Origin of the sequence: Rhodococcus sp. IEGM 1306, assembly GCF_036541985.1 — a bacterium.
In the GTDB taxonomy this organism is placed as follows: Bacteria; Actinomycetota; Actinomycetes; order Mycobacteriales; family Mycobacteriaceae; genus Rhodococcus_F; species Rhodococcus_F qingshengii.
The window spans coordinates 240,771-267,113 of record NZ_JAZHFF010000003.1 but is presented as its reverse complement, the minus strand read 5'-3'; the positions used below and the strand labels follow the sequence as shown (position 1 = coordinate 267,113).

At 63.6% G+C, this 26,343-nt stretch carries 24 protein-coding genes; 13 read left to right on the top strand and 11 right to left on the bottom strand.

Annotation, left to right across the window (positions count from 1 at the left end):
* Positions 1-31: 31 nt before the first annotated feature.
* Genes V3587_RS10755 through V3587_RS10745 form a run of 3 tightly spaced genes read right to left on the bottom strand, consistent with a single transcriptional unit; the run spans position 32 to position 3,271 of the window.
* The gene (locus V3587_RS10755; protein WP_095970999.1) at positions 32-1,213 is read right to left on the bottom strand and encodes a thiolase domain-containing protein; all 1,182 of its coding nucleotides are present in this window, start codon (positions 1,211-1,213) and stop codon (positions 32-34) included.
* Entirely contained in the window at positions 1,213-2,283 is a 1,071-nt protein-coding gene (locus V3587_RS10750; RefSeq protein WP_124568833.1) for a thiolase domain-containing protein, read from the bottom strand. Before V3587_RS10750 ends, V3587_RS10755 begins: the two co-directional genes overlap by 1 nt.
* A gap of 10 nt (positions 2,284-2,293) precedes the next feature.
* The gene (locus V3587_RS10745) at positions 2,294-3,271 is read right to left on the bottom strand and encodes a Zn-ribbon domain-containing OB-fold protein (RefSeq protein ID WP_172436585.1); all 978 of its coding nucleotides are present in this window, start codon (positions 3,269-3,271) and stop codon (positions 2,294-2,296) included.
* 73 nt (positions 3,272-3,344) lie between these two features.
* Here V3587_RS10745 and V3587_RS10740 point away from each other — a divergent pair, with 73 nt between their 5' ends.
* Together V3587_RS10740 and V3587_RS10735 are read left to right on the top strand one after the other, a co-directional pair.
* A complete protein-coding gene (locus V3587_RS10740; protein WP_283376587.1) occupies positions 3,345-4,382 on the top strand; it encodes an LLM class F420-dependent oxidoreductase in 1,038 nt (345 codons plus the stop codon).
* A 175-nt stretch (positions 4,383-4,557) separates the two neighbouring features.
* On the top strand, positions 4,558-5,532 hold the full coding sequence (locus tag V3587_RS10735; RefSeq protein ID WP_095971002.1) for a hypothetical protein: 975 nt from the start codon (positions 4,558-4,560) through the stop codon (positions 5,530-5,532).
* Between the two features lie 148 nt (positions 5,533-5,680).
* On the opposite strand, the gene V3587_RS10730 is transcribed toward V3587_RS10735, so the two are convergent.
* Positions 5,681-6,505 (bottom strand): crotonase/enoyl-CoA hydratase family protein, encoded by an 825-nt coding sequence (locus V3587_RS10730; RefSeq protein ID WP_070796348.1) that lies wholly within the window; start codon positions 6,503-6,505, stop codon positions 5,681-5,683.
* Positions 6,506-6,584: 79 nt separating this feature from the next.
* Between V3587_RS10730 and V3587_RS10725 the strand changes: the two genes are divergently transcribed.
* Both V3587_RS10725 and V3587_RS10720 read left to right on the top strand, forming a co-directional pair.
* Positions 6,585-8,258, top strand: coding sequence for an acyl-CoA synthetase (locus V3587_RS10725; protein WP_283376588.1), 1,674 nt, complete (start codon positions 6,585-6,587; stop codon positions 8,256-8,258).
* On the top strand, positions 8,258-9,373 hold the full coding sequence (locus V3587_RS10720; protein ID WP_003945863.1) for an NAD(P)H-dependent flavin oxidoreductase: 1,116 nt from the start codon (positions 8,258-8,260) through the stop codon (positions 9,371-9,373). The genes V3587_RS10725 and V3587_RS10720 overlap by 1 nt, the downstream gene beginning before the upstream one ends.
* Positions 9,374-9,428: 55 nt before the next feature.
* Here V3587_RS10720 and V3587_RS10715 read toward each other — a convergent pair whose 3' ends face one another.
* The 6 genes from V3587_RS10715 to V3587_RS10690 all read right to left on the bottom strand — a co-directional run bounded on the left by V3587_RS10715 (position 9,429) and on the right by V3587_RS10690 (position 15,968).
* Positions 9,429-9,584, bottom strand: coding sequence for a hypothetical protein (locus V3587_RS10715; RefSeq protein WP_019746984.1), 156 nt, complete (start codon positions 9,582-9,584; stop codon positions 9,429-9,431).
* A gap of 67 nt (positions 9,585-9,651) precedes the next feature.
* The gene (locus tag V3587_RS10710; RefSeq protein ID WP_007734278.1) at positions 9,652-10,389 is read right to left on the bottom strand and encodes a FadR/GntR family transcriptional regulator; all 738 of its coding nucleotides are present in this window, start codon (positions 10,387-10,389) and stop codon (positions 9,652-9,654) included.
* Between the two features lie 60 nt (positions 10,390-10,449).
* Positions 10,450-11,268, bottom strand: coding sequence for an ABC transporter ATP-binding protein (locus V3587_RS10705; RefSeq protein ID WP_124568831.1), 819 nt, complete (start codon positions 11,266-11,268; stop codon positions 10,450-10,452).
* Positions 11,265-13,340 carry a dipeptide/oligopeptide/nickel ABC transporter permease/ATP-binding protein gene (locus V3587_RS10700; protein ID WP_283376678.1) on the bottom strand — a complete coding sequence of 692 codons (2,076 nt, stop codon included), beginning with the start codon at positions 13,338-13,340 and terminating at the stop codon, positions 11,265-11,267. The genes V3587_RS10705 and V3587_RS10700 overlap by 4 nt, the downstream gene beginning before the upstream one ends.
* Positions 13,340-14,299, bottom strand: a complete 960-nt coding sequence (locus V3587_RS10695) for an ABC transporter permease (RefSeq protein WP_029254514.1) — start codon at positions 14,297-14,299, stop codon at positions 13,340-13,342. The genes V3587_RS10700 and V3587_RS10695 overlap by 1 nt, the downstream gene beginning before the upstream one ends.
* 43 nt (positions 14,300-14,342) lie before the next feature.
* A complete protein-coding gene (locus tag V3587_RS10690) occupies positions 14,343-15,968 on the bottom strand; it encodes an ABC transporter substrate-binding protein (RefSeq protein ID WP_235171332.1) in 1,626 nt (541 codons plus the stop codon).
* Between the two features lie 274 nt (positions 15,969-16,242).
* On the opposite strand from V3587_RS10690, the gene V3587_RS10685 reads away from it, so the two are divergent.
* The 9 genes from V3587_RS10685 to nagB are packed head-to-tail and all read left to right on the top strand — an operon-like array spanning position 16,243 to position 24,647.
* Entirely contained in the window at positions 16,243-17,301 is a 1,059-nt protein-coding gene (locus tag V3587_RS10685) for a Gfo/Idh/MocA family protein (RefSeq protein ID WP_283376589.1), read from the top strand.
* Positions 17,298-18,293 (top strand): Gfo/Idh/MocA family protein, encoded by a 996-nt coding sequence (locus tag V3587_RS10680; RefSeq protein WP_283376590.1) that lies wholly within the window; start codon positions 17,298-17,300, stop codon positions 18,291-18,293. Before V3587_RS10685 ends, V3587_RS10680 begins: the two co-directional genes overlap by 4 nt.
* Complete coding sequence (locus tag V3587_RS10675) at positions 18,290-19,348, top strand: Gfo/Idh/MocA family protein (protein ID WP_235171335.1); 1,059 nt, start codon at positions 18,290-18,292, stop codon at positions 19,346-19,348. The genes V3587_RS10680 and V3587_RS10675 overlap by 4 nt, the downstream gene beginning before the upstream one ends.
* Positions 19,349-19,407: 59 nt before the next feature.
* The gene (locus V3587_RS10670; protein WP_095973532.1) at positions 19,408-20,337 is read left to right on the top strand and encodes a dihydrodipicolinate synthase family protein; all 930 of its coding nucleotides are present in this window, start codon (positions 19,408-19,410) and stop codon (positions 20,335-20,337) included.
* Between the two features lies 1 nt (position 20,338).
* A complete protein-coding gene (locus tag V3587_RS10665; RefSeq protein WP_095973531.1) occupies positions 20,339-21,268 on the top strand; it encodes an ROK family protein in 930 nt (309 codons plus the stop codon).
* Positions 21,265-21,972 (top strand): N-acetylmannosamine-6-phosphate 2-epimerase, encoded by a 708-nt coding sequence (locus tag V3587_RS10660; RefSeq protein ID WP_095973530.1) that lies wholly within the window; start codon positions 21,265-21,267, stop codon positions 21,970-21,972. Before V3587_RS10665 ends, V3587_RS10660 begins: the two co-directional genes overlap by 4 nt.
* Positions 21,969-22,661 carry an SGNH/GDSL hydrolase family protein gene (locus V3587_RS10655; RefSeq protein ID WP_283376591.1) on the top strand — a complete coding sequence of 231 codons (693 nt, stop codon included), beginning with the start codon at positions 21,969-21,971 and terminating at the stop codon, positions 22,659-22,661. The genes V3587_RS10660 and V3587_RS10655 overlap by 4 nt, the downstream gene beginning before the upstream one ends.
* Positions 22,658-23,839 (top strand): N-acetylglucosamine-6-phosphate deacetylase, encoded by a 1,182-nt coding sequence (locus tag V3587_RS10650; protein WP_283376592.1) that lies wholly within the window; start codon positions 22,658-22,660, stop codon positions 23,837-23,839. Before V3587_RS10655 ends, V3587_RS10650 begins: the two co-directional genes overlap by 4 nt.
* Positions 23,840-23,867: 28 nt before the next feature.
* Complete coding sequence (gene nagB, locus V3587_RS10645) at positions 23,868-24,647, top strand: glucosamine-6-phosphate deaminase (protein ID WP_166813759.1); 780 nt, start codon at positions 23,868-23,870, stop codon at positions 24,645-24,647.
* Between the two features lie 9 nt (positions 24,648-24,656).
* Here nagB and V3587_RS10640 read toward each other — a convergent pair whose 3' ends face one another.
* Positions 24,657-26,288 carry a long-chain-fatty-acid--CoA ligase gene (locus V3587_RS10640; protein ID WP_283376593.1) on the bottom strand — a complete coding sequence of 544 codons (1,632 nt, stop codon included), beginning with the start codon at positions 26,286-26,288 and terminating at the stop codon, positions 24,657-24,659.
* Positions 26,289-26,343: the final 55 nt, after the last annotated feature.

The following is a 26,343-nucleotide window of genomic DNA, read 5'->3' as shown; positions in this document are numbered from 1 at the left end:
GCCTCTTCCTGATCGGCGTGTGTGCTGCTGCTTACGTGGTGGGGCGTTCGGAGCCGACGACCCACATCGAGAAGTACTGCGAGCCACCGCCGTAGGCATGGCCGAGAGCCTTGCGGGCGTCGGCCACCTGGTGATCGCCGGCGCGGTGCATGACCTGCATCGCGGACTCGGCGAACCGGATCATGCCCGAGGCGCCGATCGGGTTGGACGAGAGAACACCTCCCGAGGCGTTGACCGGGAGCTTGCCGCCGATCGCGGTTTCTCCGGCCTCGGTCAGCTTCCAGCCCTGACCTTCCTCCGCGAAGCCGAGGTTCTCGAGCCACATCGGCTCGAACCACGAGAACGGGACATAGATTTCGGCGCAGTCGATCTCGTTGAGCGGATCGGTGATTCCCGCTGACTTCCACAGCGCGGCCGCGGCGTCGCGGCCGGCCTGCGGATTGACCTGATCGCGTCCGGCGTAGAAGGTCGGCTCGGTGCGCATGGCCGTCGCGTGAATCCAGGCGACGGAACGACCCTCGGCCTCGACCTGTGCGGCCGCTTCCTCGTTGCCGATCACCAGAGCACACGCACCGTCCGAGGACGGGCAGGTCTCGTCGTAGCGGATCGGATCCCAGAGCATCTGAGATGCCTTCACCGATTCGAAGGTGATGTCCGGCTGCCGCAGGTGCGCATACGGATTGAGGCTGCCGTTCAGCCGATCCTTCACCGCGACGAGGTAGCCGATGTGCTCCGGTGCGCCCGATCGACGAATGTACGAACGGACGTGCGGGGCGAAGTATCCACCGGCACCGGCGCCGACGGGCATGTTGAACGGAACCGGTGTGGACAGCGCCCACATGGCGTTCGACTCGGACTGCTTCTCCCAGGAAACCGTCAGAACGCGCTTGTGGACCCCGGATTTGACCAGACTGGAGGCGACGATAGCCGTCGAACCGCCCACCGAGCCGGCTGTGTGAACACGCAGCAACGGCTTTCCGTTGGCGCCCAGGGCATCCGACATGGCGAGTTCGGGCATCATCGAACCCTCGAACAGGTCGGGGGCCTTTCCGATGACGACGGCGTCGATGTCGTCCCAGCCGACGTTGGCATCGAGCATCGCTGCGTCGATGGCTTCACGGACCAAGCCCGCCATCGAGACGTCGTGGCGCTTTGCGACGTAGTGAGTTTGGCCGGTGCCGAGCACGGCCGCGAGTTGAGGCGTTCCGGCCATCAGTTCCGTCCCTCCAAGACTGCTACCAGGTTCTGCTGCAGCACAGGGCCGCTTGTTGCATGGGCCAGAGCGCGATTCGCCTGGCCGTCGAAGATCGCCTTGGCGGCGTGGCCGATTCGTTCCAGACCACCGGCGAACAGTGGGTTGCCGCTCAGCGGTCCGCCGGACGGGTTGATCGTGGTGGCGTCGGTCAGGCCGATCGCTTCCTTCAAGATCAATTCCTGGTGAGTGAACGGTGCGTGCAGTTCGGCGACGTCGATGTTGCCGACCTCGCCGCCCGTTGCCGCCTTGGCCGCCGACGTAGTGGACGGCGACGTGGTCAGGTCACGTGCGCCCAGGTTGGGGGAGTCGATGCGATGCTCGAGTCCGGTGATCCACGCCGGCCTCTCGCAGAGATCGCGGGCGCGGTTACCCGAGGCCAGGACGATTGCTGCCGCACCATCGGTGATAGGCGCACAATCGTGTGCGCGCAACGGATCTGCGAGGAAGGGGCTGGCGAGAAGTGCCTCGACGTCGACCTCGCCCGCGAGCTGAGCCTTCGGATTGCTCAGCGCGTGACGACGGCTGCGAGCGGCAACCTCCGCCATGTCCTCTTGCGTCCACTTACCCGCGTCGAGTCCGAGTCGGGCTTGAAGTCCGGCGATCGAGACGGAGTCCGGCCACAGCGGAGTGACGAGGTACGGATCGAGCTGCATCGACAGGATCTTGCGCAGGTGCCCTGCGGAGGATTTGCCGAAGCCGTACACCAGCGCGGTCTCGACCTCGCCGGTCAAGATCTTGATCCACGCTTCGTAGAAGGCCCACGCAGCGTCCATCTCGACGTGAGATTCGTTGATGGGCGGTACCGCTCCGATGGAGTCGACGGCCGAGATGAAGGAGAACGCGCGACCGGCCAGGTAGTCGGACGATCCGGAGCACCAGAAGCCGATGTCGGACTTGGTGATTCCCAGATCGCTGTAAAGCTGCTGGAAGCACGGGACGAGCATCTCGACGCCGTTGGTGGTGCCGTTGGTTTCGCGGACGTGGGGTGCCTGAGCAAAGCCCACGACTGCGATGTCTGCAGAAGTCATTTCAGGAGCCTCACAGGTGGTGTTGGAAGGTGGAGTACTCGGCGTCGGGTTCACCTGTCGGCCGGAAGTATTCGATGTTCTCGAGGGTGTAACCCCACTCTTCGCGAGGCTTCCACTTGGCTTCGACGCGCATGCCCATCCGTACGTCCGCGGCATCACATTCGAGGATCAAGTGCAGGAACGGAATGTCGGCCCCGTCGAGAAGCACGTAGGCGGCCACGTAGGGCGGCTTGATCCGCTGCCCGAGGAACGGGACGTTGACGATGCAGAAGGTGGTGACAATTCCCTTGTCCGGCAGTTCGATCTGCTCGCTCGTCGGCTTCCCGTTGGTGGGATTGGCGCCACGCGGTGGGATGTAGATCTTGTCTTCGGGTCCGCTACGACCACCGATCAGCTTGCCCTCGGCGAGACCGCGGAGGTAGAAACTCTCCTCGGCTGAAGCGGAATGCATGAAGTGCAGGTCGACAGGCGTCGTGATCATGGTGACAGGATCAGCGCTGGGATCGACTGTCGCGATGCCGTTTTCGCTCTCACCTGGTTCGAAGCACTCGATGTCCTTGATCTGCCCGATCCGCTCCGACGCCCAGCGAGCGCGAACCCGCAGGCCGGTGCTGATGTCGTCGGGGGAGTCGACGTCGACCGCGTGGAGCATGGACGTGTCCGCGCCGTCGAGCTTGATCAGTGCCCACGCGAAAGGCTTCGTCAGTGGTTGACCCTCGATGGGTTCGGGCATCCACGTCCAACTCACGACCGTTCCGCCGTCGGAGACTCCGACGAAGTCGGTCAGTGGTTCGGCCGTGTCCGGATCGAATTCCGGTGGCGGCACGAAGACACGACCGTTCGACCCTCGTGCGCCGATCACCTTGCGATCACGCAGGGCAGTCACGAACGCGCCGATGGTCGGTCCCGTCGATCTGGTGTAGTCGAAATGGAGATTCAATGGTGCGCTCAGGGGCTTGTCGGCCACCCCGCTCTTTCCGATGGTCACAAGATCGAGTAGAACAGGTTCTAGAGATTGTGGCAAGAGTCACTTCTGATCACCGGCAATGTGGAGGCCTGCGATGAAGCTTGGGTTGCAACTCGGATACTGGGGCGCACAGCCGCCGGCAAACGCCCCGGAACTGATCGAGGCTGCGGAAGGTGCGGGATTCGACGCGGTCTTCGCGGCGGAGTCGTGGGGCTCGGACGCTTTCACTCCGCTCGCCTGGTGGGGATCACGCACCGAGAAGGTTCGGCTCGGTACGTCCGTCGTACAGATCTCGGCGCGAACACCGACCAGCTGCGCCATGCACGCGCTCACCCTCGACCACCTGAACGGCGGACGAACGATCCTCGGGCTCGGCGTATCCGGACCACAGGTCGTCGAAGGTTGGTACGGCCAGCCTTTCGAGAAACCGCTCGCACGCACCCGTGAATACGTCTCGATCGTGCGCCAGGTCCTTGCCCGTGAAGCGCCCGTCACCAGTCCCGGTCCCCACTACCCTCTGCCGTATGCGGGACCGGGCAGTTCGGGACTTGGCAAGCCGCTCAAGCCCATTACGCACCCGCTGCGTGCGGACATCCCGATCTGGCTCGGCGCCGAAGGGCCGAAGAACGTCGCGCTTGCCGGCGAAATCGCCGACGGGTGGCTGGCGATCTACTACACCCCGCGCCTGGCCCCGATGTACAACAAGTGGCTCGACGAAGGGTTCGCGCGCGCCGGGGCCCGTCGTAGTCGCGAAGACTTCGAGGTGGCCGCCACGTGCCAGGTCATCGTGACTGACGATCGCGCCGCTGCCATCGCCGCTCTCAAGCCGATGACCGCCCTCTACGTGGGCGGAATGGGCGCCCCGGAGTTGAACTTTCACGCGCAGGTCTACAAGCGGATGGGCTACGAGAAGGAGGTCGACGAGATCGGTCGCCTCTTCATGTCGGGCCGCAAGGACGAAGCTGCTGCCGTCGTCCCCGACGAGATGGTCACCGAGACCATGATCATCGGCAACGTCGACGAGGTGCGCGCAGACGTGAAGCGTTGGGAGGAAGCCGGAGTCACGATGCTGCTGGTGACCTGCCGCGACGCCGACCATGTGCGAGAGCTCGCGGCCGCGGTGAGTGGTTGAGCGGGGCGCCCCCTTTTTTCGAGCGGGACCCCCCCCCCTTTTTTCGAGCGAACGGCACGTTCAGCGCATCTGAGGCGCTGAACGTGCCGTTCGCTCGCCGAAAGTTATCCACAGGGCCGCCAAAACCCCAGGTCGCCTCCGGAGCCCGCGCTGCTACTCGAGTCATGCTGCAACCATGCGGCGTGGAACGTGGGGCGATGATCTGGACGCGATCTACCGCGTCAGTAGAAGCGGAGTGATCCGAACGGCGGAGTTGGCGCGATTGGGCGTGTCCAACTCCGCCGTGCACACCCGGTGCCGAGTGGGTGGACCCTGGCAGCGCATTTTGCCAGGAGTCATCCTGCTCCGAAATGGTCAACCGACGCCGCGTCAACGATCGATCGCTGCGCTCATGTTGAGCGGTGACGAGTCTCTGCTGACCGGGCGATCTGCCATGTCGGAGTACGGATATCGTATGCATTCCGGGGATGTGCAGGTGCTCATCCCCATCGACCGTCGTGTTCAATCGGTTGGGTTCGTCACGGTGGAGCGCACTGTTCGACTGCCTGAGCCGGAGATTCGCAACGGTCTGCGCTGTGCGCCGCTGCCTAGGGCGCTACTCGACGCTGCGAGGCGGTGCAGGGCCCTCGATCCCACACGGGCACTCATTGCCGAGGTCGTTCAGCGTGGCGACGTCTCGGTGCGCGAACTTGCGAAGGAACTCGAGGCGGGCAGCAGTCGGGGGTCCGCGCTACCTCGGGTCGTGTTGCGCGAAGTGAACGCGAACGTCCACTCGGTTCCGGAGGTTCACGCGCGAAAACTGTGGCAGCGGAGCGGTCTGCCGGAGATGTTGTTCAACCATGAGATCCGGGATGCGAAGGGAGACTTCATCGCAATTCCGGACGGATGGATCGATTCGGTTGCCTTCGCGTGGGACATCGACTCGTTGGAATGGCATGCCGCGCCGACGGACTACAAGCGCACGGTGGAACGTCGGACGCGAATGCAGAATGCGGGGATCATCGTGTTGCCGACGGTGCCCAGTGCACTGCGAACGGACCCTGATCGGGTGATCGAGGACCTGCGTGCGCACTACAGATTGGCGCAATCCCGTCCCCGGCCTCAGGTGTTCGCGAGGTCGAGGTGGGTGAAAATGGACGAAACCGGCTGAGCGAACGTGCCTTTCGGCGCACTGAAGGCGCCGAAAGGTACGTTCGCTCGAAAAGGGGGTGGGTCAGACAGGGTGGGTCAGACAGGGTGGGTCAGACAGGGTGGGTCAGAGGGGGTGGGTCAGAGGGGATGGGTCAGACAACCTTTACTCAGATGCCCTTGAACTGGGGCGCCCGCTTCTCACCGAAAGCCCGCGGGCCCTCCTTGGCGTCCGCGCTCATGAACACCTTCATGCCCAATTGCGCGTCGATCTGGAAGGCCTCTTCCTCGTGCATGCCCTCGGTGTCGCGGATGGTCTTGAGGATCGCCTGCACGGCGAGGGGGCCGTTGGCGCTGATCAGGTCGGCGAGCTCCAGTGCCTTGTCGAGGGCCTGGCCGTCCGGGACGACGTGGCCGATCAGCCCGATCTCCTTGGCTTCGGGCGCTTTGATGTGACGACCGGTGAGCAGGATGTCCGCCGCGATCGTGTACGGAATCTGGCGCACCAGACGCACTGCGGAACCGCCGAGTGGGAAGAGCCCCCACTTGGCTTCGGAGACGCCGAACTTTGCGCTCTCGCCTGCGACGCGGATGTCGGTGCCCTGCAGGATTTCGGTTCCGCCGGCGATGGCTGCACCCTCGACCGCGGCGATCAGCGGCTTGGTCAACCGGCGACCCTTGAGGAGGCCTTCGATCTTGGACATGTCGACGCCGCCGCCCGCGAAGGAATCTCCCGGCGGCTTGGCGGACATGTTCTTGAGGTCGGCGCCGGCGCAGAAATCGCCACCTGCTCCGGTCAGGATCGCCACACGGATTTCGGGGTCGTTGTCGACCTGGTCCCAGGCGTCGACCATGATCGCCATCATCTCGCCGGTGATGGCGTTCTTACGCTCGGGGCGATTCATGGTCACGATGAGAACGTGGCCGCGCTTCTCCACGAGGCAATGCGGCGCGGTTTCCGAAATGTCTGATTTTTCGGTCGTCGAAGTGGACACTGATGGCTCCTGGCGGGTCTGTGAGCTGGCTCTCAAATTGGGTCTTGCCAGAAACGGTAACACGTTCTACTTTGAACTCGTGGCCCTTAACATCGCAGACTTCGTAGAGCACGCAATCGACCTCGTTCCGGACCGCGTTGCGCTGGTCTCGGACAACCGCGAGATGACTTATGCGCAGTTGGAGGACCGAGCAAACCGCCTCGGCCACTACCTGCGTGAACATGGCGTTCGGCCGGGTGACAAGGTCGGCATCTACTGCCGGAACGTCATCGAGGCGATCGAGGCCATGGTCGCCGTTTTCAAGATCCGGGCCGTGATGGTCAACATCAACTACCGGTACGTCGAGAACGAGTTGCAGTACATCTTCGACAACTCCGACATGGTGGCACTCATTCACGAGCGCCGCTACTCGGACAAGGTTGCGAACGTCCTGCCGAACACTCCCAAGGTCAAGTCCGTCATCGTGGTCGAGGACGGCACCGATCTGGATTTCAGTGCTTTCGGCATCGGCTACGAGGACGCACTCGCGCAGAGCTCGGGTGAGCGTGATTTCGAAGAGCGCAGCAACGACGACATCTTCATGCTCTACACCGGCGGCACCACCGGAAGTCCCAAGGGCGTCATGTGGCGTCACGAGGACTGGTGGCGTGTGCTCGGCGGCGGCATCAACTTCGTGACCGGCGTTCCGGTCGAGGACGAGTACGAGATGGCGAAGGTCGGCGCTGCCAACCCGAGCATGATCCGCTACCCGATCCCCCCGATGATTCACGGCGGTTCGCAGTCTGCGGTGTTCCACAGCCTCTTCGGCGGCGGAACCTGTTTGATGCACCCGGAATTCGACGCCCACGAGGTGTGGCAGAACATCGACAAGCACAAGGTCAACCTGATCTTCATCACGGGTGACGCGATGGGCCGCCCGATGCTCGACGCACTGATCGCCGGAAACCCGGAGACCGGTGAGCCGTACGATCTTTCGACGCTCTACGTGATGGCCAGCAGTGCTGCACTCTTCTCTCCGAGTATCCAGGAGCAGTTTCTCGAACTGCTGCCCAACCGCTTGCTGACCGACTCCATCGGCGCGTCCGAGACCGGCTTCGGTGGACTGGCAGTGCTGAGCAAGGGCCAGAAGCACACCGGCGGCCCGACGGTCAAGATCGACGCCTCCACAACGGTTCTCGACGACGACGGCAACGAGGTCGAACCCGGATCGGGCAAGCGCGGCATGCTCGCTCGCAAGGGCAACATCCCGCTCGGTTACTACAAGGACGAGGTCAAGACGGCCGAAACCTTCCGCACCATCAACGGCGTTCGTTACTCGATCCCCGGCGACTACGCGCAGGTCGAAGCCGACGGCACGGTCACGATGCTCGGCCGCGGTTCGGTGTCCATCAACAGCGGCGGCGAGAAGGTGTATCCGGAAGAGGTCGAAGGCGCTTTGAAGGCGCACCCGGACATCTTCGACGTGCTGGTGGTCGGTATCCCCGACGAGCGCTTCGGTCAGCGGGTTGCCGCAGTGGTTCAGGTACGTGAAGGCACGTCACCGACCTTGCACGACATCGCCACCGCAGCGCGCAAAGAGATTGCCGGATACAAGGTTCCGCGCAGCGTGTGGTTCGTCGACCAGATCAAGCGCAATCCGGCAGGCAAGCCAGACTACCGCTGGGCCAAGGCTGAAACGGAATCGCGCGAGGCTGACGATCACAACGGAAACGGCGCTCCTGTGGCGTCCGCAAACGAAAGCGTGGAAGCCTGATGCGTTCGGATCTGGCCGACAAGTTCGGCATCGAATACCCGATCTTCGGATTCACTCCTTCCGAGCACGTCGCCGCCGCGATCAGTCGCGCAGGCGGTCTGGGCGTTCTCGGTTGCGTCCGGTTCAACGACCCGGAAGAGCTCGAAGCTGCACTGACGTGGATGGACGAGAACACCGACGGGAAGCCGTACGGCGTCGACATCGTCATGCCGGCCAAGGTGCCGACCGAGGGTGGTGCCGTCGATCTCGACAAGCTGATCCCGGAGGAGCACCGCGCCTTCGTCAATCGCACGCTGGACGAACTGGGGGTGCCGCCGCTGTCCGACGACGTCGAGCATGCGACCGGCGTATTGGGATGGCTTCACTCGGTGGCGCGGTCCCATGTCGATGTTGCTCTGGGGCATCGGATTGCGCTGATCGCGAATGCGCTGGGATCGCCGCCCAAGGACGTCATCGATCAGGCGCACGAGAAGGGCGTTCCGGTAGCAGCACTGGCCGGCGCCGTCGAGCACGCACGTCGTCACGTCGAGAACGGCGTCGACATCGTGATCGCGCAGGGCTACGAGGCCGGCGGTCACACGGGCGAGATCGCTTCGATGGTTCTGGTCCCGGAAATTGTTGATGCACTGGGTGATTCAGCTGCTGTACTGGCTGCCGGCGGTATCGGCAGCGGCCGTCAGGTGGCTGCTGCACTCGCACTCGGTGCATCCGGAGTGTGGATGGGCTCGTACTGGCTCACCACCTCCGAATACAAACTCGGCAGTGCGTCGGGCGAGGGCCCGTCCGCTATTCAGCGCGCACTGTTGGGCGCGACGTCGGCCGACACCGTACGTTCGCGCATCTACTCGGGTAAGCCCGCTCGGTTGCTCAAGACCAAGTGGACGGAAGCCTGGTCGAACCCGGGAGCACCGGCGCCCTTGCCGATGCCGCTGCAGAACCTGCTGGTCAGCGACGCTCATCAGAGAATCGCTGCATCGGAGAACCCGGAAGTTGTGGCAATGCCCGTCGGCCAGATCGTGGGCCGGATGAACGAGATCCGCCCCGTCGCCGAGGTCATGGCAGAGCTGGTGTCAGGGTTCGAGGACGCGCGAACCCGACTGGATTCGATGAAGTAGTAGATGACACGTACGTATGCCCTCGGCCGAGTTTCGGCCGAGGGCATACGTCGTTTCAGCCGGCGAGGTCGTCCGGTCCGACGCTGTCCGACAACCATTCTCCGCGGCTGAGGGCGCCGTCGTCGCGGCGACGTGCGATCACGAAAATGACGAGGGCGGCAGCGAGGACAACTGCGAGAACGCGCGAAGGCGTCAGGTTCGGGTTCTTCATACCCGTAATTTTGCCGGAAGAACGGGCGCGATGGTGAGGCAGCGGAGCAAAATCAAGTGTTTCGAGATTACTGCGCCTCGGACGCATGGAGACTGGCGATCCGCTCGCGCAGGCCACCGAAGTGCACATCGAGAGTGTGCGCCGCCTCGACGGCATCACCCGTACGAATCGCGTCGAGAATCGCACGGTGCTTCGACGCGATGTCGATCAGTGGCGTGTCCGAATGCCCGATGGCTTGCTGAATCTCGCTGTACACCTGCCAGAAGACGTCCATCAACTGAGCGAGGACCTGGTTGTCGAGCGGGGAGTACAGGCGGGAGTGAAAGGTCGCGTCGATGTCGGAGAAGTTCTTCCCGGCGGCGGCACGAACCTCCATACCGGTGACGAGTTCGTCGAGGTCGGCGTGGTCGGCCGACGTCATCTCGGCCATTGCCGCACCGATCAATCCGGTCTCGAGTGCTTGACGAATGTCGACCAGTTCCATCGCCTCGTGCCCGGTGCCCTGCAACGACAACCGGCCGCGGAAGGTCAGGCCGTCGGCGAGAGCGTCGAAGTTGCTCGGGGCGACGAACATTCCGAAGCCGTGACGGATCTCGACGACGCCCAAGGCCTGCAGAACCTTGAGTGCCTCGCGGAGCGTGTTCCGGCCGATACCCAATTCCTCGGACAGTTCGGCCTCGGTGGGCATCGGGTCGCCAGGGGAGAGTCTGCGTTCGAGGATCAAGTTCATGATGTCCGTCTGAAGTGCGCGCATGCGGTTTTGCGCGCTGAAACGAGCGCCCTGTGTGCCACTCCGGACAGACATCGATTCCCCTTTTCTGATACGAACGTCCTTCATCCTATGTCCGGTCATCCGCTCCATTGGTCAACCCACGTCAACGGTGCGTTGCAGGAGACTGGGCGCCGCACCCAGCAGTTTGGCCGTGTACGCGTCCGACGGGTTGTCGAATACTTCCTGCGCCGTTCCCTGCTCGACGATCCGCCCGGCGTTCATGACGACGATGGTGTCGGAGACGTACCGCACCGTTTGTATGTCGTGCGAGATGAACACCATGCCGAGCCCCAGTCGAGCTTTGATGTCGCTGAGCAGGTTCAGGATCTGCGCTCGCACCGAGACGTCGAGAGCCGACGTCGGCTCGTCGGCGACGATGACGTCGGGTTCGAGCGCGAGCGCACGCGCGATCGCGACACGTTGACGCTGACCGCCGGAGATCTGACTCGGGATGACTTCGAGTGCGGATTGAGGGAGCCCCACCAAACCAACCAGCTCGCGAACGCGGGCTGTTCGGCTCGCGCGGTTGCCGATGCCGTGGACGTCGAGCGGATCGGTGAGGATGTCGGCCACCGTCATTCGCGGATTGAGTGCGGTAGCCGGATCCTGGAACACTATCGAGATCGCCCGCCCGAACTCCTTGCGCACGCCCGCCGATCGGGTCAGAGCGCTTCGGCCGCGAAATACCACGTCGCCCGACGTCGGTTTCTGGAGTCCGACCATGACTTTGGCCAGAGTGGACTTACCGCAACCCGACTCGCCCACGATGCCGATCGTCGCCCCTCGTCGTACGGCGATACTGACATCGTCGACCGCGTGAACCGTGCCGGGTTTGAACAGTGATCCCGAACGGGTCTTGTGGACGACGTGAATGTTCTTCAGTTCCAGGATGGGTGCTTCAGCTGTAGTCATCGCACGCTCTCCAATTCCGATTCTGCGTGTGCGGGAGTCGCGGACTGGTTCGCGAAGAAATGCTCGGTCCCGTCGATACGGACCATCTCCGGCTTACGGAGGGGATCGGAATCCGGACGGGTGGAACGCTCGGCGAAACGGTCTCCCGGCGCGAAGCTTCCGGGTGACGGAACGGTTCCCTGGATCTGATGCAGTCGCGGCGCTTCGTCCTCGATGGAGAGAACGGCGCCGAGAAGGCCCTGAGTGTATTCGTGGCGGGGATCGACGAGCAGGTCACTCGTCGGCGCCGACTCGACGACCTGACCGGCATACATCACCGTGATCTTGTGGGCGAGGGAGGCAACGAGGGCCAGGTCGTGGCTGACGAAGACCATCGCGAATCCCAGCTTTTCCCGAAGGTCGTTGAGCAACTCCACGACCTGGGCCTGGACGGTGACGTCGAGGGCGGTGGTGGGCTCGTCCGCGACGATCAACCGCGGACTACGGGTGAGCGACATCGCGATCAGGACGCGCTGACGCTGACCACCGGAAAGCTCGTGTGGGTAGCTGGCGAGAGTGCGCACCGGATCGAGTCCGACGAGTTCGAGCAACTCCTCGGCTGTGCGGGTACCGCCACGCTTGGTGAGCTGCTTGAACTGCGCGCGGATCAGCATCGCCGGGTTCAGAGAACTCAGCGCATCCTGGTAGATCATCGCCATGTCGTGTCCGCGCAGCTTGTTTCGCTCCCGGTTGTTCAGTTCGAGGACGTTGACGCCGTCGAACAGGATCTCGCCGGTCACCACTGCTGTCTTGGGCAGTAGACCCATGATCGCCAGCGAAGTGAGCGACTTTCCGCAACCGGACTCGCCGACCAGTGCCATCGTCTCGTTCGGGCGGACGGTGAAGCTCACGTTGTCGACGATCGCCGTGTCTCCGTAGCGTTCGGGGAACCGGATCGTGAGATTGCGGACCTCGAGGAGGGGCGCTGCATCGCCCTCGTACACAAGACGATCGGACCGAGACCGCTCGGTTTCCGCCAGGATCTTCAGGTGAGTTTCGAGAGGGGTCGGCTCGGCGGCCGGCTTCAGAACATCTTTCACGACGCTGGAGTCGGCGAAGTCGTCGATCAACTCCGGGGCCTCGGTGACTGCAGCTTCGTCCTCCAGAATGAGCTCGTTGGAGGTCTCCTCCGCTGCGGCAGTCTGCGCTGCTTCCAGTGCGGAGGGCGTCTTCTTGGTTTTCTTCAGACTCGGATCTGCCATCGCGTCGGTCAGGCCCTCGGCGAGCACGTTGAGGGAGAGCACCGTCAGAAGAATGAGCAGTCCGGGGAATACCGTTGCCCACCAACCACCGAGAAGGACCATGTTCTTGCCGTCGGCGATCACCGATCCCCACGACGGATCCGGGGGACGGACACCGGCGCCGATGAACGACAGGCTGGCCTCCAGCACGATGGCGTCGGCGACCATGACAGTGCAGAAGACGAGAACGGGCGCAGCACAGTTGGCTACGACGTGTTTGACGACGATGTGTGAAGTTCTTGCGCCGATGACCTTTTCGGCCGCGACGTAGTCCTCGCCGTACTGAGCGAGAACGTTCGCGCGAACGACGCGGGCCACCATCGGCGTGTAGAGGAACGCGATCGTGACGATCAGAACCGGGATCGAACCACCGAAGGCTGCGACGAGTACGGCAGCGAGCGCGATGCCCGGGAACGCCATGACTACGTCGAGCACACGCATGATGGTCTCGTCGACGCCTTTTCGGCTCGTTGCGGCCACCGATCCGATGAGAGCGCCGGCGCACAGTGCGAGGAAGGTGGAACCGAGACCGATGGTCAGCGACCAGCGTCCGCCGTAGAGCAAGCGGCTGAACAGATCTCGGCCGAGACTGTCCTGACCGAACCAGTGCTCGGCGCTGGGGCCCGCGGTACCGACCGCCTGTTCGAGTGGGGTGTACTGCGTGATCAGCGGCGCGACGAGGCAGGCGAGCACGATGATCGCGAGAACCGCCATCGACAGCCAGGCCGAGAGGGGGAAGCGAGAAAAGGTGATACCGGGTCGCGAAAGCTTCTCGGTGAGTTTTCTTCTCATCATGCTGCGCTCCGAAGTCGTGGATTGACGAGCAGGTAGAGGATGTCGACGGCGAGGTTGACGACGACGAAGCCGACCGCGATCACGATGACAACACCCTGAACGACTGCGGGATCACCGTTGGTGACGCCGTTGATCATGAGCTGACCCATTCCGGGAAGGCCGAAGATCTGCTCGATGACCACGGCGCCGCCGAGGAGGTAACCGACACGCAGGCCCAGAACGGTGAGCGGGTTGATCAGCGCGTTACGCAACACATTCCGTCCGATCACCACGTGATAGGGCAGGCCGCTGCCGATCGCCGTACGGACGTAGTCCTTGTCCAACTCCTCGACCATGGACGTGCGGATGATTCGCGTCAGTTGTGCCGCGACGGGCAGTGACAGAGACAGTGCCGGGAGCGCCATGTACCAGAGCCAGTCGCCGACGGAGTCGCTCGGATTGACGTAGCCACCGGTAGGGAACCATCCGAGTTGGACAGCAAGGTACTGAATCATCAGCAGTGCCAACCAGAATGACGGTGCTGCCACACCACCGAGGGAGATCACTCGGATGACCTGATCCGGCCAACGATCGCGGAACAGTGCGCTGGTGACACCGAAGATCAGCGAGAGCACGATGGCGATCACCAGTCCGAGAACCGTGAGCTGAATGGTCAGTGGCAGAGCGGTGGAGATCGAATCCAACACCGGGGTACCGGAAATCAGACTGTCACCCATGTTGCCGCTGACGAGATCGGTCACGAAGTGAACGTATTGCAGCGGAAGCGGATCGAGCAGTCCGTTCTCTTCCTTGAACTGCTGCAACTGTTCCGCAGTCGGGTTGCCGCCGTTGAACGCCGCGGTTGCGGGATCGGTGGGCGCGAACTGCATCACGATGAAGACGAACGCGATGATGCCGAGGATCAGGGGGATCAGTATCAGTAATCGCCTGATCAGCATGGGGAGGACTCTTGCCATCGGGGGATCTCTCAGTTGTGGGAAACGGCCGAGCGCGCGGGTATCAGGCCGGCTTCGCCTGAAGCAGGTTGACGCCGGGGTACGGCAGCGGAGTGACGTCGGCGATCTTCTTCGGATCCCACGCAGTCAGGAGTTCCTGATGGAGAACCGGGTAGTAGACAGCATTTTCGGCGATCTGGTTCAGGTACGACTGCACGAGGGTGCTGCGCTTTGCCGGGTCGGTCTCGCGGGTGGCTTCGTCCATGGTGGCGTAGATCTTCTGCGCCTCGGGGGTGTCGTCCCACTTGGCGTAGGTCTTCGTCCACAAGCCGCCCTTGCTGTACGTGTAGCGGACGAGGAGGTCGACGTCGCTGCCGAATGCCTGGGGGTTGGACGTACCCGCTGCGATCTGGAACTTCTGGCCGCTGTTGAGCTTGCTCACCATGGCGCTGGTGTCCTGCGGTTCGAGCGTCGTGTTGAATCCGACTGCGTCCCAGGACTCTTTGATGGTCGGCAAGCAGTCGGCCAACCAGCTGACGTTGGTGGAGAGCAGCGTCAGGTCGAGGCCACTGACACCGGCGGAAGCGAGGAGTGAGCGGGCCTTGTCCGGATCGTACGAGTAGACGGTGGACGCCCGCGAGTAGTCGGGGTTGCGCTCGTACAGGTAACTCGTGGCCGGTGCTGCCTTGCCGCCGAGGGCGATCTCGATCATCTTCGGGGTGTTGATCGCATAGAACATCGCCTGGCGAACACGAACGTCGTCGAACGGTGCCTGAGTGGTGTCGAAGAGCAGGTACATGAGGTTCATGCCCGGGTTGCCCTCGACGGTGCGCCCGCCGGAGGTCAGCGTGGGGACGTTGGCGACGGGGATGTTGTCGGCGAGTTGTGCACCGGCATTGTTGCCCGAGACGCGTGCGATGCGTGAGGAAGTGTCGACGATGGACAGCCAGTTCATCGTCGCGAAGTTGGCCGGACGCGGCCCGTTGTACGCCTCGTAGGCCTCGAAAGCTGTGTTGCTCTTGGGGGTGTGGCTCTTGAGCTTGTACGGACCGGAACCGACGACCAGCGCGCCGGACTTGGCCTCGTCCCAATGACCGTCGAAGACGTGCTTGGGCATGATCTTGGCGATCGAGAGACGCTGTGCGGCAGCGCTGAACGGGTAGTTGAAGTTCAGGGTCACCGTCTGGTCGTCGACCTTGGTGACGGACTGCAACCAGGAGGAGAAGAAGGAGCGGATCAGTACGTTCTGCTGTGGATCGAGGATGCGGTCGAAGGTGAAGACGACGTCGTCCGAGGTGACCGGAGTGCCGTCGTGCCAGGTTGCACCGTCGCGGATCTTCATGGTCCAGCTCGAGGCGGTGGCGTCGGTCGGGACGGCTTGTGCGAGCGCCGCATACGTCTCACCGGTGCCGGGATCGTTTTCGAGCAGTCCCTCGTAGACGTGGTTGACGGCCGCCATGAGGAAACCGGATGCAGTCTGCATCGGGTCGAAGCTCTGGTCGTTGCCGTATCCGATGGCGGTGGTCAGATCGCCGGTGCTCGCGGAACCGCCGACTACCGAGGTCGACGACGGGCCGCCGCCACAAGCCGCGAGAGTCGCGGTGATACCTGCTGCAGCTCCCAACAGCCCGGTGTACCGGAACAGGTCTCGGCGGGTGAACGCGGAGCTCAGCGGTCGTTCGTTCTTCAAGGCGGCCTCCAAGGCGGGGAGCGGGACATCGGGGGAGTGGATAGGGGATGTCCTATGTTCGACGTCCGATGTTGCGTAACTTACATTGTGGATCAGAAAGCGTCTAGAGAATCTTCGGAACTCGCGCCGCGGAACTTCGAGTTCCGAGAGGTTTGGAATCAAAAATAGTGCGTTTACCTGCATAGATGAAGACTGTGTTACCGAAGTCGAATTGACGGGTGAAGGCGCCGCCCGTATAACATAGGACATCCCTCATCCAATCTTTGGAGACTTCATGACCCGATACAAAGTCGGTGTGGTCGGTTGCGGATTCTTCGGTAGTTCCCTCGCTAGCGAGCTGGCTGCCCATCCACGTTTCGAACTGGCGATGCTGTGCGACCGTGACTTCGAGCGGGCTAAGGACGTCGCCGCAGAGTTCTCGGCAACCCCGACAGACGACCACGACGTGGTGGCCGCTCACCCGGAGTTGGCCCTCGTTGTCGTCGCGACGCCCAATCACGCGCACGCCGAACCTGCCATCGCGGCACTCGAGCACGGCAAGGCAGTTTTTGTCGAGAAGCCACTCGCCGTCGAATTGGTCGATGCGCAGAACATGATCGCGAGCGCCGACGCGAGCGGTTCGCCGTTGATGGTCGGTCACATCATGCGGATGATGCCGGGTGTACGACGTCTGGCGGACCTGCTGACCTCGGGAGAGCTCGGCGAGGTCGCTGCGATCGAAACGTCTCGCTCACGATGGATCGACACCGGCGGCGCAGATCCACAGTGGTGGAAGCTCGACAAGAGCCGGACGGGTGGAGAACTGACTCACGAGATTCACGAACTGGACCTGATGTGCTGGCTCGGCGGCGAGGTGACTGCCGTGTCGAGCATCGCCACCGCGGACGACGGCTTCCGCAACACAGTGGTGTCGTTCGCCGGCGGCGCGATCGGCAGACACACCATCTCGACGCGTTCACACACTTCGTCGTGGGAGCTGACGGTCGATGCCGCCGAAGGCTCGGTCCACGCGGACTTCCACACCGGCCGGGTCAGCCGACTGCGCGGGGGACGGGTCGAAGAGTCGTGGCCGATCTTCGACCTCGACGCCGAGAACCAATCGTTGATCGACGCTGCCAGCAGGACGCAGAAGTACAACTCGGGCAACGGTGGATCCTCGCTGTGGATGCAGGCTGCGATTCGCCACGAAATCGACGAGATGGCAGCAGTTCTCGACGGCAAGGCTGATGCCGACTCGCCGTTGACATACGCACGCGAACGCGCACTCGTCGTCGCCGAACAGGTGCGACTTGGTGGCGGCGAACCGGCAGCGCTGTCGGGAAGTGCGAAGTGACCGTGCGTGTAGCCGTCATCGGCAGTGGCGGAATCGCCCGGGATCACGTCAGCGCTCTGGCGCGCATTCCATCGGTCGAAGTCGCCTACGTATTCGGCAGTGACATGGACCGGGCCGCATCGGTTGCGGCATTGGCGCCGGGCGCGAAGGCCAGTACCGATCTGGCGAAGATTCTCGCAGACCCGACGGTGCACGCGGTCAACGTCGTCGGAGCCACTCCCGACCATGCGCCTGTGACGATAGCCGCCGGCCGCGCGGGAAAGCATGTGCACGTGGAGAAGCCGGCTGCGCTGACAGTCGCGGACTTCGACGCGATGGTCGAGGCCACCGAAGGTGGCGGCACGTCTCTGATGGTCGGACAGACCGTACGATTCCAGCCGTCGATCACCTCGATCGGAAACTCGGTTGCACGAGGCGCCATCGGGGACCCCCGGTTGATCCACCTCAGTTGGTACACCGGCCACGTCTGGCCAGGGGGCTGGCGAGGCTGGCAACACGACAAGGAACGCTCGGGTGGTCACCCCGTTCACAACGGAACCCACGCACTCGATCTGGTGACGTGGCTGATCGGTCGTCGTCCGATCCGCGTGTTCGCTCGTAGTTTCCCCACCTTCGCAGCGGGGATGCCCGTGCACGACAGCTTCCATCTGACCGTTCGCTTCGAGGACGGATCGTTGGCACTCATCGAATTGGCCTACGCACTACCGCAATCGGGCAAGATGGTGCGCCGGATCGTGGTGTCCGGAACTTCCGGCACGCTCGCGCACGACACCGGCGACGACCCGGGACTGATGACGGACACGACCAACGCGCCGCCGTCGTCGATCGAGGACGCGATGTCGCATCAGATGCGTCACTGGATCGCCACACTCGACGGTTCCGCGAGCCCGATAGTCGAGAACTGGCAGGTGCGTGCAGCTCTCGCGACTGCCATCGCTGCCCAGCAATCACTTGACACCGGCGGTGCGATCTCGATCGGAGAACACCGATGACCGGCACCGGTTCGATCCGCGTCGGATTTGTCAGCGGCGTCAGGCATGCCGGTTCCTACGCGGACCTGTTGCGTTCCGATCCTCGAGTGAGCGTGGTCGGGGCCTCCGACGAATCCTCGGTCCCCGATTGGATTCGTGAGGACGGGATCGCGATGGCAAAGGCCGCAGACATCGAGTGGATCGACGAACTCGGCGAGCTCCTCGACCCCGAACGGATAGACCTGGCGATCATCTGCAGTGAGCCGACCAGGCATGCACGGCTTGCGATTGCCGCATTGGACGCGGGACTCGACGTCCTGGTGGACAAGCCGGTGGGCGTCGACGAGGCGGAGGCCGCGGCGGTGGAGGAAGCCGCACGGTCGAACGGGCGAATCTGTACGGTGGTGAACCGCACTCATTCACCTGCGCTGCGACGACTGCGCCGCTGGATCGATGCCGGAAGTCTCGGACTGCCGCGCCACGTGGACATCGAGTTCCTGGCAAGCGGAACACATTTCGCCACCTCGGTGGAGCGTCCCGAACTTGTGGTGGATCCGGCGCTGTCCGGCGGGGGAGAAGTGGTGAACTTCGCCGGATACGCCGCCGACTACCTCAGATACCTCACCGGTCTGGACGTCACCGAGGTGTACGCCGAGACGAGCACGCTCTACGGCGGCGCCCACCAGCAATTCGGTGTGGAAGACACAGCGTTGATCTCGCTCGCTCTGGAAAACGGCGTCACTGCGACGGTGACCGTCGGAAGAATCCCCGCAGCACCGGGTTTCGGTGCGAATACCGCGACGGTTCGGGTCCTCGGCTCCCACGGATACGCAAGTTCCGACGACGACAAACCCGCGGTGACACACTTCGCGGCCTCGGGAGACGTGACCGCATCACCCATCGGCGGCTTCGGGTCGGACAACGCGGTGTCGAGCTTTCTCTCTCACGTGCTCGATCGACTCCCCACACGGACCGAACCCGACTACACCGTGGCAGACGCCCGCGCGTCGATGCGCGTGATCGACGCTGCTTATCTGTCCGCCTCGAGCGGTCAGCCGGTCTCCGTTTCTCCCTGACAGTTCTCCCTGACAGCCGCACCCACAACTCAATCCGACAACCAACATATGGAGACCCCATGAGCACGGAAACCACCACCTTCAGCGGAATCGTCCCGCCCATCGTCACGCCCCTGACGCTCGAGGGCGAGGTCGACACCACGTCGCTCGAACGCCTGCTCTCACTGCAGATCGAAGCCGGAGTCGACGGGTTGTTCGTCCTCGGTTCCTCGGGTGAGGTCGGTTACCTCACCGACGCTCAGCGCGCCCAGGTGGTGCAGACGGCCATCGGTCACGTCGGCGGGCAGGTCCCGGTCCTCGTCGGAGTGAACGACATGACCACCAACCGGGTCATCGCCGTCGCCGAGCAGGCGCGCGAAGCGGGTGCGGATGCCATCGTCGCGACGGCGCCGTTCTATGCGATCACCGACGCGGCCGAGACGGCAACGCATTTCCGATCCATCCACGCCGCAGTGGATCTTCCGTTGTTCGCCTACGACGTGCCGGTTCGTGTCCACAGCAAGCTCAACCCGGCAATGCTGGTCGAACTCGGCCGCGAGGGAGTCATCGCCGGAGTGAAGGATTCGAGCGGCGACGACGTCAGTTTCCGTATGTTGCTCCGTCAGTCGGCCGAGCTCGAAAACTTTGCCGTCTTCACCGGGCACGAGGTAGTCGTCGACGGATGCCTGCTGATGGGTGCTTCGGGCGCAGTGCCCGGCCTGGCCAACGTGGACCCGCACGGCTACGTGCGACTGTGGCGCGCCGCGCAGGCAGGAGACTGGGCCGCAGCGAAGGCCGAGCAGGATCGACTCACCGATCTGTTCTCCATCGTCGAGGCGCCGACACCGGGTCGCGTCAGTGCCGGTGCCGCGGGTCTGGGCGCGTTCAAGACGGCTCTGGCCCTGCGCGGCGTCATAACCGGCAACACGATGTGCGCCCCGATGCTCTCGCTCGACGAGTCCGAGACCGCAACGATCAAGGTCGTTCTCGAACGGGCCGGGCTCCTCTGACATGACATCTGGGCAGAAGCGATGGATCGGTATCGACATCGGCGGCACCAAAGTGGCTGCCGCGGTGGTGACGTCCGACGGAGACGTGATCGACACCGTTCGTGCCGCAACACCGACCGCGGGTAGGGAAGCCGTTCTCGGGACCGCTACCGCGTTGGTCGACCGTCTGAGGGCGAATCACACGGTAGCCGGAATCGGAGTCGGTGCACCGGGAATCATCGATCGGGTGCGTGGCCGCGTCGTCTTCGCCTCCGACATTCTGTCCGGATGGAGTGGCGCCGAGGTTCGCGGAGAACTCGAGGCGCACTCAGGCCTACCGGTGACGGTGGACAACGACGTGCGCGCGATGGCCCACGGCGAGAACATGATCGGCGCCGGTCGCGGTCGAACCTCTGCACTGTTCGTCTCGATCGGTACCGGAATCGGTGGCGCGTTGACCGTGGGCGGTCAGCTGTACCACGGTGCCCACGGAACAGCCGGCGAACTCGCGCATCTGCTGGTTCCGGTCTCCGGGGCGATAGGTTGCGGTTGCGGCAGAACCGATCACCTCGAGGCAGTCGCGTCCGGTCCGGCCATGGCAGCCGAGTACGCAGCGCGGGCGGGTGTGCCCACTCAACCGTTGCAGGCAGTGGTGGCGCTCATGCACTCGGGCGATCCGATCGCCCGTGCCGTGGTCGCCGACGCCGGTACTCTGCTCGGCCGAGTCCTGGCTGGCGTCGCCACCGCATTCGATCCCGAGGTGATCGTCATCGGCGGCGGCGCAGCCCAGATCGGAGCCGACCTCTTGTCGCCGCTGACGTCCGCTTTCCGGGTGGAAGCGATGGGTCCCATTGCCGAAACCGCCATTCTTCCAGCCCGTCTGGGCACCGATGCGCCGCTCGTCGGAGCTGCGCTCCTGGCCGCCGCAACACGAATCGAGGTAACACCGTGACTGTCGAAGAGTTGCTCACGATCATCAGCGGAAAGCTGATCGTGTCCTGTCAGGCCGGACACGGCCATGCCCTGCGTGACACCGGGACCATCGAGAGGATGGCCCGCGCCGCGGTCGACGGAGGAGCAGTGGCGATCCGCTGTGGCGGTGTGGGCGGAACCCCGGATGTCGCCGCAGTCGTGTCGGCAGTGAAGGTACCGGTGATCGGTTTGACGAAGATCGGTTCCGAGGGCGTGTTCATCACGCCGACAAGGGAATCAGCTCTCGAAGTTGTCGATACCGGTGCGCAGATCGTGGCCGCCGATGCCACTCTGCGAACGCGTCCGGACGGATTGACATTCGCCGACACCGTCGACGCGGTCCATGATCGCGGCGGCCTCGTCATGGCCGACTGTGGGACTCTCGAAGACGGTATCGCTGCCGCTGCGGCGGGCGCCGACGTCATCTCCAGCACACTCGCGGGATATACCGAGAACAGCAGACGGCTGGCAGGTCCGGATCTCGAGCTGATCTCGGAACTGCGGCAGGCACTTCCAGATGCGGTCCTCATCGCCGAAGGGCGCTACCACAGCCCGGAGGATGCGGCACGCGCCATCGCCCTGGGTGCAGACTCGGTGGTTGTCGGAACCGCAATCACGGACCCGGCGTTCATCACGTCGAAGTTCGCGGCGGCAGTATCGGGCGCCGAAAGGCAGAGGGGATGACGCCGACGTCGAAGGCTCTGAAGTCCAAGACTGCTGAACGGATCCGACTGGAGACTTTGCTCGTAGACTCGTTGACGCCGATCCGGTGGGTCTTCACCGGTGACAGCATCACTCAGGGATTGACGCACACCGATGGTCATCGAAGCTACGTCGAACACTGCGCCGAGCGCGTCCGTGGTGAGCTTTCCCTGTTCAATCACGTCCTTGTCAACACCGGAATAAGTGGCAATCGATCCTCCGACGTGCGTGCAGGTTTCGCGCACCGCATCGAAGTGTTCGACCCCTCGGTGGTGTTGATCATGCTCGGTACGAATGACGCATTGGACGGCGACGAAGGACTGGAACGGTTTCGAGACGACCTCTCGGACACGATATTCCGGACGCGAGCGATCGGCGCGGTGCCGATCCTGCAGACGCCGCCGCCGATCGACGTCGAGAACGCGCCCACCAGAGCAGGATTGGTTCAGTACGTCGAGGTCGTGCGGCAAGTAGCCGCCTCGACGCGCGTGGTGTTCGTCGACCACTACGCGCAGTGGACGGCCCATTCTCCCGAGGGCCCACCGCCGGCGCTCCTGGCTGACGCGTTCCATCCGAACGAACATGGGCACTACGTGCTCGCGGACGCCGTGCTCCGTGAGTTGTCGATCGCAGATACCGAAGTTCCCGTTGTACCGCAGGTGATGTCGTGATACTTCGTGGACAAATTCTGCGTGGACAATTGGTGACCGGTGGTCGACTGCTCTCGGACGGGGTTGTCGAGATCGCCGGTGATCGTGTGGTGTGGGCCGGGCCGGCGTCGCAGCGAACCGACCCGTTACCCGAACGGGCGGCTGCGGGGACAACGATCATTCCGGGGTTGGTGGATGTTCACTGCCACGGCGCCGGCGGGTTCGGTTTCCCCGAGGCAGACGAGTTCGGATCAACCGCGGCTGCCGATCACCATCGGACGAACGGCACGACCTCGGTGATCGGCTCGCTCGTCTCCGCGCCGCCGGAGATCCTGCGCACTCGCATCGAACTCCTGGCAAGACTGGTCGACGAGGGCACGCTGGCCGGAATTCACCTGGAAGGTCCATTCCTTTCGGTACTCCGTTGTGGCGCCCAGGATCCCGACAGCATTCTCGATGGCGACCCGGCTCTGCTCGAGTCGCTGCTCGAAGCCGGCCGCGGGCACATTCGCTCGATGACTATCGCTCCGGAGACAGCGCACTTCGACGAACTTGCCTCACTGATGGAACGTCACGGTGCCGTCGTGAGTATCGGACACACAGATGCGTCCAACCCGGTCGCGACCCGTTCGATCGCACACTCGGCGCATGCACCGCTCAGTGCCACTCACCTGTTCAACGGAATGGCTCCGATGCATCATCGCGCTCCCGGCGCAGTGGCGGCGTGTCTTGCCGCGGCCGCCAGAGGACAGATGGTGGTCGAGTTGGTCGGGGACGGAGTACATCTGGCCGACGAGACGGTAGCGACGGTGTTCGATCTTGTCGGTCCGCATCAGATCGCGTTGGTCTCCGACGCCATGGCTGCCGCCGGAATGCCCGACGGCCGCTACCCACTCGGGCCTCTCGACGTCGACGTGGTCGGTGGCGTGGCGCGTTTGGCCGGCCAGGGCGATACGGCCATCGCCGGCGGGACGAGTCGGTTGATGGACATAGTCCGCCGGGCGGTCAATCACGCGGGCGTCGATCTGCTTTCGGCTGTCATCGCAGCGACGGCAACGCCTGCTTCGCTGGTGGGGCTGGCCGGAATTGTCGGCGATCTCGTGCCGGGTTGCCGCGCCGATCTGATCGTCACCGGTCCCGAACTCGAAACCCGCGCCGTCATGGCCGCTGGGAACTGGCTCATGACACCTGGCTCATGAACTACACCGAAAGCTGAGGAATCAACCGATGGAAATTGTCATTGTCGACAGTGCGGAGGCGGCCGGCACCGTTGTTGCCGACATCTTCGAACACGCGGTGCATTCAGGTGCACGGACTTTGGGCCTGGCGACGGGGTCTTCACCGCTCTCGGTGTACCGCGAACTCGCGCGCCGTCACCGCGAGGACGGGTTGAGTTTTGTCGGCCTGCAGGCGTTCCTGTTGGACGAATACGTCGGTCTGCCGGAAGGTCACCCGGAGTCGTATGCCCAGGTGATTCGAACCGAGTTGGTGAATCACCTGGACCTGGACGCGTCAAGGGTATTCAGCCCCGACGGAACCGCGCCGGATCCATTTGCCGCCGCGGCAGCCTACGACCGGGCGATTGGGTCGAATGGTCCGGTGGACGTACAACTCCTGGGCATCGGCGGCAACGGGCACATCGGTTTCAACGAACCGACGTCCTCGCTGAATTCGAGGACGCGGGTCAAGACGCTGACGGAACAGACTCGAACCGACAATGCCCGGTTCTTCGAGAGTCCGGACGACGTACCACGGCACGTGATCACCCAGGGCCTCGGAACTATCTGCGAAGCACGGCATCTGGTGATGATCGCGACCGGCGAGCACAAGGCCGCTGCGATTGCCGCTGCCGTCGAGGGGCCCCTGGCCGCGGTGTGCCCGGCATCGGTCCTCCAGTTGCATCCACACGCGACGGTGGTAATCGACGAGGCAGCGGCATCACAGCTTCGGCTCACCGAGTTCTACAAAACGGTGTCGGCGCACAAACCGCTTGCTCAGCGCTACTGAGACACCGGACTAGACGGACTCTCGCGTCTTCTCGAGGCCGAGTGCCAGTTCGGGAGTGAGTAATTGGAAGTCGGATTCTCCGCGCCGGCGGATCCACACCGGATCGGAGGTGTTCCAGCGTTCGGCACTCTGCGTTCGAGTGACCACCTTGAACGTCGCCGTTCTCGGGAACTCACTGCACACTCGGATCAAGGTCGGCTTCTGCTTCGGACCGAGTTCCGGCCGGGAGTCGATGTATTCGGCTACGGCGACCGGGTCGAAATTGTCTACGTCGCCGACCGGAATCACCGACGCCATGACGCGGTCGCCGACGTCGCTGTCGGGGACCGCGTACACGGACACCTGCGCGAAGCCCGGGTAACCGACCAGGGAGCGTTCGATGGGTGCGGCGCCGATGTTCTCGCCGTCCACGCGTAGCCAACCGGAACTGCGTCCCGCGAAGTAGACGTAGCCGTCGGCATCGGTGTACGCCAGATCGCCACTCCAGTACTGGCCGTTGCGCATTCGCTCGGCGTCGGCTTCCGGGTTCTTGTAGTACCCGGCGAACGTGCCTGGGCCGGTGACGTTGACCAGTTCACCGGTGGCCTCGTCGGCGTTGGTGATCCGGCCGTCGGCGTCGAAGACGGCAGGCGGGCAGGGTGCTCCGGTCTCGGGATCGAGGATCTTGACGCCGTCCGGGAGCAGTCCCAGGGCGCCGGCCCGGGGAACCGGTGCGGCGGAGATCGAAATACCGCCCTCGGTGGACCCGAACCCGTCGATGACGCGGGCATCGAAGCGCCGAACGAAGGTGGCGACGGCGGGCGCCGAACCCTCGTTGCCGTACATGATCTTCAAGGTGTTGTCCCGCTCGTTCGGCACCTCGGGGGTGGAAGCGATGAAGGACAACGGCTTTCCGACGTAGTTGGAGTACGTGATTCCGTACTTGTGAACGTCGGGCAGAAAACCCGAAGCGGAGAACTTGCGTCGCATGGCAATTCCCGCACGCGCGTGTAGCGCGACCGTCCACGCCGCCATCATGGCGTTGGAATGGAACATGGGCATCGCCATGTAGACGACGTCGTCGGCGCCGAGCCCGAAGCGATCGGCAAGCATGACCCCGGGAGAGGCCAACTTGTGGTGCGTGCACCGAACCGCTTTGGGATCACCGCTGGTTCCGGAAGTGAAGATGAGCATCAACAGATCGTCGGGTTGCGCCGTCGACGCGTAGGCGGGCGTATCGGCGAAGGGCGCCAACAATTCCGTCCAGGCCGGAGAATCCACGTTGATCACCCGGACGTCGCCGAGATCGACGTCGTCGAGTAGATGCGCCTGGTTGTTCTCGGTGAAGATGACCTGGCAGTCGGAGAGCGCAATGTCTCGCGCCAATGCCGGGCCGCGCCTGGTCGTGTTCAGTCCGGCGGCAACCGAACCCGAGAACGATGCTGCGCCGAGCAATAGCGAGAATTCGGGGACGTTCTCCATCAGAAGACCGAAATGCCGGGGGCGCGTTGGATCGAGCAGCGTGTCCAGCAGCGCTGCTCGATCGAACGAGCCTTGAATGTGCTCGCGCCAGGTGATGACCTGGTCCTCGAAACGGATACCGCGGTCGTCGATCTCGCTGACTCCGAGGAGTAGATCGGAAACAGTGGGGCTCTGACTCATAGCTGCATCATCATCGATTCGTCTCGGACCAGGTCATGGATTTCCACTCGGTGGG